Genomic DNA, 13904 nt, shown 5'->3' with positions numbered 1-13904 from the left:
AATGGAAAAAAGAGGAAGGAAACGGTCTCTATGGAAAATAAAGTAATCATGATCTCGGATAAGGATAGTGTTGCAGTGGCATTATCAGAAATCAAAGCGGGAGAAGTTGTCAATGTGAATGGAAATGAAATCACAGTACAGAATGATATCCCATTCGGTCACAAGATCGCACTATTTGATATAAATGAAAATGAAAATATCATCAAATATGGTCATCCAATTGGTCATGCTCGTTGTGATATTAAACAAGGTGAACACATTCATGTGCATAACCTAAAGACAAATCTTGATGGTGTTTTAAACTATGAGTATAAGAAAAACGAGCAAGTGTTTGAACCATTTAAAGGAAAAACGGACTATACATTTGAAGGTTATGTAAGAAAAGATGGAAAAGTTGGTATTCGTAACGAAGTTTGGATTGTTCCAACGGTTGGTTGTGTGAATACAACAGCCAAAATCTTAGAAGAACAAGCAAAAAAAATGTTTGGTGATCAGGTGGATGATATCTGTGCATTTACCCACAACATGGGTTGTAGCCAGTTAACAAAGGATCATGAAAGAACACAACACATATTAAAAGGAATCATTAACAATCCAAATGCAGGAGCTGTCTTAGTATTAAGCCTTGGCTGTGAGAATAACAATTTAGAAGTATTCAAACCAGTACTTGGGGACTATGATCAGGATCGTGTCAAATTCCTGATTACACAGGACGTGGAAGATGAATACGAAGCTGGTATGGACATTATGAAAGAATTAGTAGAATACGCTTCTACATGCAAGAGAGAAACCGTATCTGCTGACAAATTAGTCATGGGATTCAAGTGTGGTGGATCCGATGCATTCTCTGGAATTACAGCCAATGCACTTTGCGGTAGAATCAATGACCGTGTTGTTTCCTTAGGGGGAAGTACCGTTCTTACAGAAGTACCAGAGATGTTTGGTGCAGAAACCTTATTAATGGAACGTGCCGTAGACCGTGAAACATTCGATGAGACAGTGGATTTGATCAATAACTTTAAAAATTACTTTACAAAGTATGATCAGACAATCTATGAAAATCCTTCTCCAGGTAATAAAAAAGGTGGAATCTCTTCTTTAGAAGAAAAATCACTTGGTTGTACACAAAAAGGTGGTCATGCACCAGTAGTAGGCGTATTAAATTATGGAGAACGAGTAGAAAAATGTGGATTGAATCTACTCATTGGACCAGGTAATGACCAGGTATCTTGTACAAATCTTGTGGCAAGTGGGGTACAGATGGTCTTATTCACAACAGGACGTGGAAACCCATTCGGTTCACCAGTACCAACCGTGAAGATTTCATCAAATAGCAAATTATATGAAAGAAAAACAAACTGGATCGATTTTAATGCCGGACAAATCTTAGAAGGTAAGACATTCGAAACCGTAACCGATGAATTCTTCAGATACCTACTAGATGTAGCATCAGGCAAGAAAACCAAGAACGAAGAACGAGGATACAAAGAAATCTCCGTATTCCGCGATGGCGTAATATTATAATGCAAGGGTCAAAAGGTCATTTCACATTGTGCTTGCACATATGTGAACATGACGTGTTGACCCGCAAAACATGAGCAAGGAGCGCGGAGCGCGGATTGCGAATGTTTTAGAATTGCGAGAGTTGCAAAGCAACGAAGCAATTCGTGCATTGGCAAGGGTTATCAAAAGGTCATTTCACACCTGGCTTGCACATATGTGAACATGACGTGTTGACCCGCAAAACAGGCGGTTTTGATAGGAACCAAGATCGCCAGACATAAGAAAGGGCATGGGAATTAGTATGAAACAATTTATGGATCAAGACTTTTTATTGTCAACAGAAACAGCAAAGAAATTATATCATGAGCATGCAGCGATGGTACCTGTACTCGATTACCATTGTCATATCAATCCAGAAGAGATTGCCAATGACCGTAAGTTCGAGAATATTACACAGGTTTGGTTAGGTGGTGACCATTACAAATGGCGTCAAATGCGTTCCAATGGTATTGAAGAACGATACATCACGGGAGATGCGACGGATCGTGAAAAATTCCAAAAGTGGGCAGAAACATTAGAAAAAGCGATTGGAAATCCATTGTATCACTGGAGCCATCTAGAATTACAGCGTTACTTTGGTTATACAGGACACTTAAATGCAGAAACAGCACAAGAAGTTTGGGATTTATGTAATGCGAAGTTACAGGAAGATTCTATGAGTGTACGTAATCTGATAAAACAATCAGGTGTAACCTTAATCTGTACAACAGATGATCCGGTGGATTCTTTAGAATGGCACCAAAAAATCGCAGCAGATGAGAGCTTTGATGTACAGGTTCTTCCAGCATGGAGACCTGACAAGGCTATGAATATTGAAAAAGTGGATTATGTAACATATCTGAATAAATTAGCTGAAGTGAGCGGTGTTACAATCACAACCTTTGCATCTCTAAAGAAAGCATTACAAGAACGTCTATCTTACTTTGCAGCAAATGGTTGTAAAGTGTCTGACCATGCATTAGAATATGTGATGTATGCACCAGCAACAGAAGAAGAGATCGAAACAATCTTTGCAAAGAGATTACAAGGGGAAGCAGTAACGAGAGAAGAAGAATTAAAATTCAAAACAGCATTCATGGTATTCGTTGGCAAAGAATATCATCGTTTAAACTGGGCAATGCAATTGCACTATGGATGTAAACGTGACAACAACGTATTCCGTTTTAATCAATTAGGGCCAGATACAGGATATGATTGTATTAATAATTATGCACCTTCTGCTCAAATGGCTGATTTCTTGAATGCACTAAATGCAACCGATCAACTTCCAAAGACGATCATCTACAGCTTAAATCCATATGACAATGCTGCAATTGGTACAATTCTTGGATGTTTCCAAGATGCTTCAATAGCTGGTAAAATCCAACAAGGTAGCGCATGGTGGTTTAATGATCATAAAACAGGAATGACAGAACAAATGACTTCGTTGGCAAATCTTGGTTTGTTAGGGAATTTCATCGGTATGTTAACGGATTCAAGAAGCTTCTTGTCTTATACAAGACATGAGTATTTCCGTAGAATTTTATGCGAATTAGTTGGTAATTGGGTTGAGAACGGAGAATATCCAAATGATGAAAAAGTTCTTGGAAAAATGATCGAAGACATTTCCTATAACAATGCAGTTCGATATTTCGGATTTTCATTATAGATGATGAAGCTTGCTCGTATCGACTATGATGTATGTTCATGATTTGATTTGAACAGGAACAATGATATAATTAATGGTGCCAGAGAACGTATGTCTTCTTATGGCACCATTTGTTGAAATAAATATATAAAGGTTGTTATAAATTACGTTTCGCTACATAAGCGAGGAAAGAGGAATCAGCATGGAAAAAAAGGAATATGCAGCATTGGCATTAGGTGAGATTTTATTACGTTTATCTACACCGAATAATGAAAGAATCGTACGTGGAGATACCTTTCAAAAATGTGCAGGAGGCGCAGAATTGAATGTTGTTTCTGGAATCTCTGCCCTTGGTTTGCGTACAGGAATCATCTCCAAAGTGCCGCAAAATGATCTAGGAGTATTCGTGCGTAACCACATTAGATTCTGCGGTGTAAGTGATGATTTCCTTCTATATGATAAAGCGAGGGATTCGAGACTTGGAATCTATTATTATGAAAATGGTGCTTATCCAAGAAAAACATCCGTTGTATATGATCGCTCCCATTCATCCATTACGACACTAGCAGTAGATGAGATTCCAGAAGAAGTGTATCGTTCTACTCGTTTGTTCCATACAAGTGGTATCACATTAGCATTGTCTAGCCAATTACGTGAAACAGCAGTAGAGGTCATCAAGAAATTCAAAGAACAGGGAACAAAGATTTCGTTTGACGTGAACTATCGAGCAAACTTATGGAGTGAGGATGAAGCGAGAGAAACAATTAAAAAAATCTTACCTTATGTGGATGTATTATTTGTTTCAGAAGAAACTTCAAGAAGAATGTTTGCAAAGAAAGGCGAATTGAAGGATATTATGAAGTCCTATGCCGAGGAATATGGCGTGAAGATTGTTGCAACGACAGAGAGAATAATCGTTAGTCCGAAGAAACATCATTTCAACTCTATGATCTATAATGCGGTGGAAGATCAGTATTATCAAGAAAAACCATACGAAAACATTGAAGTTGTAGACCGTATTGGAAGTGGTGATGCATATGTATCAGGCGTACTTTATGGATTACTTCAATACGATGATTGTGAGAAAGCTCTAAAGTTTGGTAATGTTGTGAGCTCACTTAAGAATACCATTCCAGGAGATGTTCTTTCCACAAATCTTAACGAAGTTACTCGTATTATGGAAGAGCATTCCGGATTAAAAGAAGTCAGCGAATTAAATCGATAAATGCAATCCTCTGGGGGAATTGCAAATTTTCGGTTGAAATTGCCCTACAAGGTATGATATACTGAAACGAGCAATGAACACCAATGCAAAAGGAAGGGTTAACATGAGTTTATTAGAACAATGGAGAGAGCATGCTTACTCTCAAGATACAAACCAAAAACAAGGTCAGCTTTTTTGGGCTAATTATTTCAACATTGAAAAAGGCATCTATGAACAATTATTAGCAGATCCTGAGAATGTTGTAACAGGAACTGTTAAAGAATTAGCAGAAAAGTACGATACTACTATTGAAATCATGACTGGTTTCTTAGATGGTATTGATGAAAGTTTAAAAAATCCAAATCCAATTGAGACAATGGATGAGAATACAGAAGTAAACCTTGGCTTCGATAAAGAAAAACTTTATTATAACATGGTTGGATGCAAAGCAGACTGGTTATATGAATTACCAGCATGGGACAACCTCTTAACTCCAGATAAGAGAAAAGAGTTATACCTTCAATCAAAGAAATCTGGAACAATTGTGAAAGAGAAGAAGATTGGTAGAAACGATCCATGTCCATGTGGTTCAGGTAAAAAATACAAACAATGCTGCGGTAGATAATACCATCTATTCGAAGAATGAGAGACTGTTACGTAATGTTTTCATACATTATGTAGCAGTTTTTTTGTGCGGGATATAAGTTACAGTAAAGCGCAGGGCTCGTTTCTAATGTTTCGGAAGTATACTATTTGGTTCACAGTACGTTGTCAAATGTTTTACAAGTTTACATGATTGCTAGATAGATTAAATGCTAAATTATAGTATGTTTGAATAGAATATAACAAGGAATAGAGGGTGGCTTATGGGAAAAATGAAGCAAGATAATGATAATAATCGTGGAGTAAGGAATTTTTTATTGGGTGGATTACTGATTATTGGCTCGGTTTGTATAGCAGCTACTGGAGTTGAGCTGTTTGAGAAGGTATCGAAAGACGAACCAACCTATTCCTATGTAAAAACGATAGAAGAGTATGAAAAACAAGAAAAATTAAGGGATACGGTTGAGCAGACTGTGCCAAAACAGGAGGAAAAAGAGCAGGAACAACAGAAAGATGGTTCAGGGGCAACAGAACAAAACGGAGAGGAAAAGACAGGAGAATATTCGGATAATGAATTAGCTGGAGAGTCGGATGAAACGAAAGAGACGGATGTTGCAAAAAAAACAGAACCATGTAAGGTGAAAGGTATCTATGTAACGGGGCAGATGGCAGGCTCAACAAAGAATATGAATAAACTGATTAATCTTGTGGATACCACGGAATTGAATGCAATGGTGATCGATATTAAGAATGATTCCGGTGAAATTACATATAAAATGGATAATGATCTTGCGAAAGAGATTGGTGCGCCTGTCAATTATATAACCGATATGAAACAATTGATACAAACGTTAAAAGAAAAGAACATCTATCTGATTGCACGAATTGTCGCCTTCAAAGATCCCATCTTAGCAGAGAAAAAACCAGAACTTAGCATTAAGAATCCAGATGGTTCGATCTTTCGTGATAAAGCAGGATTGGCATGGGTGAATCCATATAAAAAGGAAGTATGGGAATATCTAGTGAGTGTAGCAACGGAAGCAGCCAACTTAGGATTTGATGAGATCCAATTCGATTATATTCGATTTTCTACTGACAGTGGAATCAAAAATGCGGATTTTGGAGAGGCTGCAAAAGAGCAGTCAAAGATTGAAACGATTACTTCATTTACAAAATATGCCTATGAACAATTGAACCCATTGGGTGTCTATATATCAGCAGATGTATATGGAACAATCATTGGAAGTAAGGTGGATGCAAAGATCGTTGGGCAAAGTTATGTGAAGATGGCAAAATATCTAGACTACATTTGTCCTATGATCTATCCTTCCCACTATGGAAATGGAGCCTACGGAATTGATTACCCTGATTTGGAACCTTATCTCTTAATTAAGAAAGCACTAGAGAATTCCAAGGAAGTTCTGGCCGCTAAAAAGGCTGGAGAACACCAAGCAATTGTACGCCCATGGCTGCAAGATTTTACAGCATCCTGGATTGATAACTATCAAAAGTATCAAAAGCAAGAGATACTTGAGCAGATTAAAGGGGTCTATGATGCTGGGTATGAGGAATGGATCATGTGGAATGGAAGCAACCAATATACAGTGGATGCATTTGCGGAGGTTAACGAATAGTATCATATAGAGAAACACCCATCGTACCCTAATTGTATGAAATACGAATTGTATAAGATATAAGATATAAGATATAAGATATGAAATATGAAATATGGGATATGCAATACGAGATAAAAGATACGATTATGAAATACGCATCAACATAATAAAAATAAAAGTGCAGCTAGAAGTAAACAAAAAATAAGAGGAAAGATAGTGTAAAAAAAGAAATGGAAATAGAATCAGAAGGAGAATCCATGAAGATCATTGATATGCATTGTGATACGATCACAGAATTATATAACAAACGAAAAAAGGAGCAAAGTCAAGAAAACTTGCGGCACAATTCGTTACATATTGATCTGGAAAAGTTGCAAAAAGGACAGTATATGCTTCAGAATTTTGCTATTTTTCAATCCTTGAAAAAGCATCCGAATATGTTTGAAGATAGTATCCACTATATTGATTACTTCTATCAAGAAATGGAAGCAAATCAAGATGTAATTCGTGCGGTACGTTCCTATGAAGAGATAGAGAAAAACCAACGAGAGGGGAAAATCTCTGCACTGCTTACCATTGAAGAGGGGGGAGAAGCAGAGGGAAAATTAGAATATCTTCGAACGTTCTATCGGTTGGGTGTGAGAATGATTACGCTTACATGGAATTTCGAGAATGGAATCGGATATCCGAATTTTATAGATGAAGAAGGAAAAGAACCTGACCGTAAATCCCGTAATACCGTGCAAGGATTAACAGAATATGGCATTGCATTCGTGGAGGAGATGGAACGTTTGGGAATGATCATTGATGTTTCTCATCTATCCGATGCAGGATTTTATGATGTTCTACGTTATACAAGAAAACCGTTTGTTGCAAGCCATTCCAATACGGTGCATTGCTGTAATCATTGTAGAAACGTGACGGATGATATGATCCGAAGGATTGCAGAGCGTGGAGGAGTTATGGGGATTAATTTTTATCCACCATTTCTCGACGAGGTGCCAGCAAATGAAAATAGAAATGCTTATGCAAGTATTCAGAAGATGATCGCGCATATTAAGCATATGCGTAAGATTGGTGGAATTGGGTGTATTGGACTTGGTACAGATTTTGATGGTATCGAAGGTGACGTAGAGATTACCAATGCCTCCCATATACAGAAACTTGTTGAGGCTTTGAGAAAAGCAGATTTTACAGAAAATGAGATAGAAGCCATTTGCTATAAGAATGTGCTACGTGTATACAAAGAAATCCTGTAAGGATTAACTCTTTCGGGTATAGGGGAGAATAAAAGGGCATAGTATAGAATAGTGGAATTGAAAGGTTGCGGATCTATGAAGTTTAGTAAGATGCATGGACTGGGAAATGACTATATCTATATTAATGCAATGGAGGAGAAAGTAGAAGAACCCAAATATTTAGCAATGCAATTATGCAGAAGACATACTGGAATAGGTGCAGATGGAATTATATTGATCAAGTCTTCAAGTGTGGCAGATTATCGAATGGATATGTACAATGCAGATGGGTCACGTGCACAGATGTGTGGAAATGGAATCCGTTGTGTGGGGAAATATGTATATGAGCAAGGCTTAACAGAGAAAACAGAACTTTATATTGAAACATTAGCCGGAGTGAAACACATTTTCTTAGAAGTTGAGGATCATATTGTTAAAATGGTAACAGTAGATATGGGAGAACCGGGGCTTCTGCCAGAGGATATTCCTGTTATATCTGATAATCAAATAACAAAGAACTTGCCTGTCAAAGTGAATGATCAAACATATCAGTTAACCTGTGTCTCTATGGGAAATCCACATGCAGTTGTATTCGTTGAGGATATATGTGAGGTGGAAGTGGAAAAGATAGGACCTTTACTAGAACAACATAAAATCTTTCCACAACGTTGTAATATTGAATTTGTAGAAGTGATTACCGATCATATCTTACGTATGCGGGTATGGGAGCGAGGAACGGGACTTACATTAGCCTGTGGAACAGGTGCGTGTGCCTGTGCAGTTGCCAGTGCATTACATGCATATACAACGAGAAGAGTTGATGTGATTCTAGATGGTGGGTTATTGACCATCAACTGGGATGAAGCAACCAATCATGTCTATATGCGTGGACCCGCAGAAATGGTGTTTCACGGGGAGTGGGACATAGAGTGATAAGGATATTTTTATGGACTTGGTGATTAATTCAGTAGGAGAGAAAGAACGTTTAACAGTTCCTTTTGGACTTGTTAAACGTTCTTTTTTTCTAAATAAGAAAATCCTCCGACCTCCTATTATAGAAGTTTCCGGGTATGCGCACTTGCGTATAAGGTAGAGATTAGCTATGACTGACACTGACTGTGCTCGGTGCGAAGAACAAATCTTATTATAGGAATTAGATAAGCGAATTCGTTCGTAGATTATAAGATTGTATGATGATTATGTGCAATATAACGAAAAAATACTGGAAACAGAGGAGTAAATTAACAAAGAAAGGAGCTAGAGGGGGGGCATAAGGCGGGATGTGTTAAATTGCATAAAAAAAATAGAATAATATCGATTTTTTGATTAATATGTACATTGACAAATAATTAACAACATTATAAAATAGACTTTGTTAAAAGATAAACAATATCTCGAAGAAAGTATTGTCGAGATTCTTGTTAATTATTTAACGTAATTATTCAGTTAATAACGAAAAGAACATAGATGCGATTTTATGTTTGAAGTAGTTAAGAAGTTTATATCCAAGAAGTAGTATTCATGAGGAACCCCTCTGGATACGGTATGATTTCAAAATTAGGAGGATAATTGGAATGGCAAAGAAAGAAGAACAAGCTACAGTACAACCAACTGGCTTAGTTGATAACGTTGATGCATTAGTAGCAAAGATGAATCAAATCAGAGAAGCTCAGAAAATTTTCGCAACTTACACACAAGAACAGGTAGACAAGATTTTCTTAGCCGCTGCTACAGCTGCAAACAAACAAAGAATCCCACTAGCAAAGATGGCAGTTGAAGAAACTGGAATGGGTATTGTTGAAGATAAAGTTATCAAAAATCACTACGCAGCAGAATATATCTACAATGCATATAAGAATACAAAAACTTGTGGCGTTATCGAAGAAGACACTAGTTTTGGAATCAAGAAAGTTGCAGAACCAATTGGTTTGATCGCAGCAGTTATCCCAACTACTAATCCAACTTCTACAGCTATTTTCAAAACATTAATTGCTTTAAAAACTAGAAATGCTATCATCATCAGCCCACATCCACGTGCAAAAAACTCTACAATTGCAGCAGCAAAAGTTGTTCTTGATGCAGCAGTAGCAGCAGGTGCACCAGCTGGAATTATTGGTTGGATCGATGTTCCTTCATTAGAGTTAACAAACGAAGTTATGAAGAGCGCTGATATCATCTTAGCTACAGGTGGTCCTGGTATGGTTAAGGCTGCTTACTCTTCAGGTAAACCAGCACTTGGTGTTGGAGCTGGTAACACTCCAGTAATCATGGACGAATCATGTGATGTTAAATTAGCAGTTAACTCATTAATTCATTCAAAAACTTTCGATAATGGTATGATCTGTGCTTCCGAACAATCTGTTATCGTTAATGAAAAAATCTACGCAGAAGTTAAGAAAGAATTCCAAGATAGAGGATGTTACTTCACTAACGCTGCTGAAACAGAAAAACTTAGAAAAACAATCCTTATCAATGGCGCTCTTAACGCTAAAATCGTTGGTCAAAAACCAGTTACTATCGCTAAATTAGCTGGATTTGATGTACCAGAAGCAACGAAGATTCTTATCGCTGAAGTTGAATCTGTATCCATCGAAGAAGAAATGGCACACGAAAAATTATCTCCAGTATTAGCTATGTATAAAGCAAAAACATTTGATGAAGCAGTTTCAAAAGCAGAAAGACTTGTTGCTGATGGTGGTTATGGTCATACTTCATCATTATATATCCATGTTGGAACTGGAAAAGAAAAGATTGAAAAATTCCAAGAAGCTATGAAGACTTGTAGAATTCTTATCAATACCCCTTCTTCACACGGTGGTATCGGTGACTTATACAACTTCAAATTAGCTCCATCATTAACTCTTGGTTGTGGATCATGGGGTGGAAACTCTGTATCTGAAAACGTAGGTGTTAAACACTTAATCAACATCAAGACAGTAGCAGAGAGGAGAGAAAACATGCTTTGGTTTAGAGCACCTGAAAAAGTATACTTTAAGAAAGGTTGTCTTCCTGTAGCTCTTGATGAACTTAAGAACGTAATGGGCAAGAAAAAAGCATTTATCGTAACTGACTCTTTCTTATATAAGAATGGTTACACAAAATGCGTTACAGATAAATTAGATGAAATGGGTATCCAACATACTACATTCTTCGAAGTAGCTCCAGACCCAACTTTAGCATGTGCTAAAGAAGGTGCAAAAGCTATGAGAGCATTCGAACCAGACTGCATTATCGCAATCGGTGGTGGTTCAGCTATGGATGCTGGTAAGATTATGTGGGTTATGTACGAACATCCAGAAGCTGACTTCATGGATATGGCTATGCGTTTCATGGATATCAGAAAACGTGTTTATACATTCCCTAAGATGGGTGAAAAAGCATACTTCATCGCTGTTCCTACTTCTTCAGGTACAGGTTCAGAAGTTACACCATTCGCAGTTATCACTGACGAACAAACTGGTGTTAAATACCCATTAGCTGATTATGAATTATTACCAAACATGTCAATCATTGATGCTGACATGATGTTAAACCAACCAAAAGGATTAACAAGTGCTTCTGGTATCGATGCATTAACACATGCATTAGAAGCTTACGCTTCAATCATGGCTACTGATTACACAGATGGTCTTGCATTAAAAGCAATGAAGAACATCTTCACATATTTACCAAGTGCTTATGAAAATGGTGCAGCTGACCCTCATGCAAGAGAAAAAATGGGTGATGCTTCAACTATGGCTGGTATGGCTTTCGCAAATGCATTCCTTGGTGTATGTCACTCAATGGCACATAAATTAGGTGCATTCCATCACTTACCACATGGTGTTGCTAACGCATTATTAATTACAGAAGTAATGAAATTCAACGCTGTTCATGTTCCAACTAAGATGGGTACTTTCTCACAATATCAATATCCACACTGCATGGAAAGATACGTAGAATGTGCTAACTTCCTTGGAATTCAAGGTAAGAATGATCAAGAAAAATTCGATAACTTATTAAAAGCAATCGAAGAATTAAAAGAAAAAGTTGGTATTAAGAAAACAATCGCTGATTATGGCGTAGATGAAAAATACTTCTTAGACACATTAGACAAGATGGTTGAGCAAGCATTCGATGATCAATGTACAGGAGCTAACCCAAGATATCCATTAATGTCAGAAATCAAAGAAATGTACTTGAAAGTTTACTACGGTAAATAATCAATAGAGATTAATTAAATCAAAATTCTGCCAAAACCCCTGGAAGGTTTCTTCCGGGGGTTTTTTTGGCTTTTTTTCGGCTCTGTGCCACGTGTTGGGTTGCGAGTGAACGATATCCTGTATTACATGTTAGACAAACTTAAATTGTGCAAATTGACGGACATCAAAATAAATAAGGGTTTTTGACACCCAAACCATTATAGTAGAACAATACGGTTGCAGCTGGTGGATGATCATATATTTTCCGTAAATATGAATGAAAAATGGGTGGAAAGATGCTTGAAAACATTTTGATAAAAATCAAAAAGAAAACATTGACAGTTGGTTCATGTCTGCTTATAATTTGAGTATAGGAAAATAAATTAATCTGTTTAAGAGATTAATATTAGCTTAATAAAATTGCTAAATTAATTATTAACAATCCATTTCATATGAATTATTGCATAAGAAAAAGGAGGAAAGAAGTATGGCGTTCGGGAAAGAATTTGTATGGGGTGTTGCAGCTTCTGCCTATCAAATTGAGGGTAGGGCAGAGAATGATGGAAAGGGTGAAGAAATCTGGGATATCTTTGGAAAGCAACCAGGGAAGATTAAAGAGGGGCATACTGCTGAGGTGGCGTGTGATCATATTCACCGTTACAAGGAAGATATTGCATTAATGAAACAATTGGGCATACGTGCTTATCGTTTTTCAATGGATTGGTCAAGAATTTTACCAAATGGAATTGGAAAGGTGAATGAACAAGGGATTGCTTTCTATAATGATTTGATTGATTGCATGCTAGAGAATGAAGTTGAACCGTACATAACCTTATATCATTGGGAGTTGCCATATGCGTTATATCAAAAAGGTGGGTGGTTGAATCCAGAATGCATCGATTGGTTTGGAGAATATGCAAAGGTTGTAGCAACGTATTTTTCGGATCGTGTTACAAAGTTTTTTACCCTCAATGAACCACAATGCTTTGTGGGGCTTGGGTGCTTAACAGGAGAACATGCCCCTGGAATCAAACTGCCATTGAGAGATACTTTTGAGATGGCACATAACGTATTACGAGCAAATGGTAATGCAACACGAATGCTTCGAGAATATGCGAAACAACCAATTGAAGTAGGATATGCACCTACCTGTGGTGTTGCGTATCCAGCAAGTTCAAAACCAGAAGATATTGAAGCAGCAAGACAATGTTATTTTAGTTGCCCAGATTTTGAGCGTTGGACCTGGAATGTAAGCTGGTGGAGTGATCCAGTGATTTTGGGGGAATATCCAGAAGATGGTCTCCGCAAATATCATGCCTATCTACCAAAGATAACAAAAGAAGATATGAAATTAATCCAACAACCATTGGATTTCTTAGGACAGAATATATACAACGGTTATCAGGTTAAAGCGGGAGAAAACAGTCCGTGGGAATTTGTAAATCGTAAAGTGGGACTTTCCAAGACGGCAACTAACTGGCCAGTAACGCCAGAATGTATCTATTGGGGAATGAAATTTCAGAACGATCGATACCACATTCCCATGTATGTAACGGAAAATGGTATTTCCTGCCATGATACAGTATCACTAGATGGAGAAGTACATGATCCAAACCGCATTGATTTCTTACATCGTTACCTGTTACAAGTAGATCGTGCCATTCAGGAAGGGATTGATATCAGAGGATATTTTGAATGGACTTTACTAGATAACTTTGAATGGAATTGTGGTTATACAGAACGATTTGGTATGGTTTATGTAGATTTTGAAACGCAACAGAGAATAATTAAGGATTCAGGCTATTGGTATAAAGATGTGATTAATAGCAATGGGGCAAATCTAATCATCAAATAAGTTGAGGAGGAAGTAAC

At 37.3% G+C, this 13904-nt stretch carries 9 protein-coding genes; all 9 read left to right on the top strand.

What is annotated here, in order from left to right:
- Positions 1–30 precede the first annotated feature (30 nt).
- The 9 genes from HBB17_RS07935 (at position 31) to HBB17_RS07895 (ending at position 13887) form a co-directional block, all read left to right on the top strand.
- Positions 31–1524, top strand: a complete 1494-nt coding sequence (locus HBB17_RS07935; RefSeq protein ID WP_167956964.1) for a UxaA family hydrolase — start codon at positions 31–33, stop codon at positions 1522–1524.
- 280 nt (positions 1525–1804) lie between these two features.
- Positions 1805–3211: a glucuronate isomerase gene (uxaC, locus tag HBB17_RS07930; protein WP_167956963.1), complete on the top strand. Its 1407-nt coding sequence runs from the start codon at positions 1805–1807 to the stop codon at positions 3209–3211.
- 181 nt (positions 3212–3392) lie between these two features.
- On the top strand, positions 3393–4415 hold the full coding sequence (locus tag HBB17_RS07925) for a sugar kinase (protein WP_167956962.1): 1023 nt from the start codon (positions 3393–3395) through the stop codon (positions 4413–4415).
- Positions 4416–4518: 103 nt separating this feature from the next.
- Positions 4519–5019, top strand: coding sequence for an SEC-C metal-binding domain-containing protein (locus tag HBB17_RS07920; RefSeq protein WP_167956961.1), 501 nt, complete (start codon positions 4519–4521; stop codon positions 5017–5019).
- Positions 5020–5260: 241 nt separating this feature from the next.
- Complete coding sequence (locus tag HBB17_RS07915; protein ID WP_238483702.1) at positions 5261–6631, top strand: putative glycoside hydrolase; 1371 nt, start codon at positions 5261–5263, stop codon at positions 6629–6631.
- Positions 6632–6870: 239 nt separating this feature from the next.
- Positions 6871–7872 carry a dipeptidase gene (locus HBB17_RS07910; protein ID WP_167956977.1) on the top strand — a complete coding sequence of 334 codons (1002 nt, stop codon included), beginning with the start codon at positions 6871–6873 and terminating at the stop codon, positions 7870–7872.
- Positions 7873–7947: 75 nt separating this feature from the next.
- Positions 7948–8784, top strand: a complete 837-nt coding sequence (gene dapF / locus HBB17_RS07905; protein WP_167956960.1) for a diaminopimelate epimerase — start codon at positions 7948–7950, stop codon at positions 8782–8784.
- A gap of 641 nt (positions 8785–9425) precedes the next feature.
- On the top strand, positions 9426–12053 hold the full coding sequence (gene adhE, locus HBB17_RS07900) for a bifunctional acetaldehyde-CoA/alcohol dehydrogenase (protein WP_167956959.1): 2628 nt from the start codon (positions 9426–9428) through the stop codon (positions 12051–12053).
- Between the two features lie 466 nt (positions 12054–12519).
- Positions 12520–13887: a GH1 family beta-glucosidase gene (locus HBB17_RS07895; protein ID WP_167956958.1), complete on the top strand. Its 1368-nt coding sequence runs from the start codon at positions 12520–12522 to the stop codon at positions 13885–13887.
- Positions 13888–13904 lie beyond the last annotated feature (17 nt).

Origin of the sequence: Anaerosporobacter faecicola (genome assembly GCF_012070565.1) — a bacterium.
In the GTDB taxonomy this organism is placed as follows: Bacteria; Bacillota; Clostridia; order Lachnospirales; family Lachnospiraceae; genus Anaerosporobacter; species Anaerosporobacter faecicola.
Note: the sequence above shows the minus strand (reverse complement) of the source record. Positions and strands in the feature narration are given on the sequence as shown.

Excerpts from the sequence above, each read along its gene's own strand:
- HBB17_RS07910 (WP_167956977.1), top strand. The coding sequence starts at position 6,871 with ATGAAGATCATTGATATGCATTGTGATACGATCACAGAATTATATAAC.
- HBB17_RS07920 (WP_167956961.1), top strand. The coding sequence starts at position 4,519 with ATGAGTTTATTAGAACAATGGAGAGAGCATGCTTACTCTCAAGATACA.
- HBB17_RS07925 (WP_167956962.1), top strand. The coding sequence starts at position 3,393 with ATGGAAAAAAAGGAATATGCAGCATTGGCATTAGGTGAGATTTTATTA.
- uxaC (WP_167956963.1), top strand. The coding sequence starts at position 1,805 with ATGAAACAATTTATGGATCAAGACTTTTTATTGTCAACAGAAACAGCA.
- HBB17_RS07935 (WP_167956964.1), top strand. The coding sequence starts at position 31 with ATGGAAAATAAAGTAATCATGATCTCGGATAAGGATAGTGTTGCAGTG.
- dapF (WP_167956960.1), top strand. The coding sequence starts at position 7,948 with ATGAAGTTTAGTAAGATGCATGGACTGGGAAATGACTATATCTATATT.
- HBB17_RS07915 (WP_238483702.1), top strand. The coding sequence starts at position 5,261 with ATGGGAAAAATGAAGCAAGATAATGATAATAATCGTGGAGTAAGGAAT.
- adhE (WP_167956959.1), top strand. The coding sequence starts at position 9,426 with ATGGCAAAGAAAGAAGAACAAGCTACAGTACAACCAACTGGCTTAGTT.
- HBB17_RS07895 (WP_167956958.1), top strand. The coding sequence starts at position 12,520 with ATGGCGTTCGGGAAAGAATTTGTATGGGGTGTTGCAGCTTCTGCCTAT.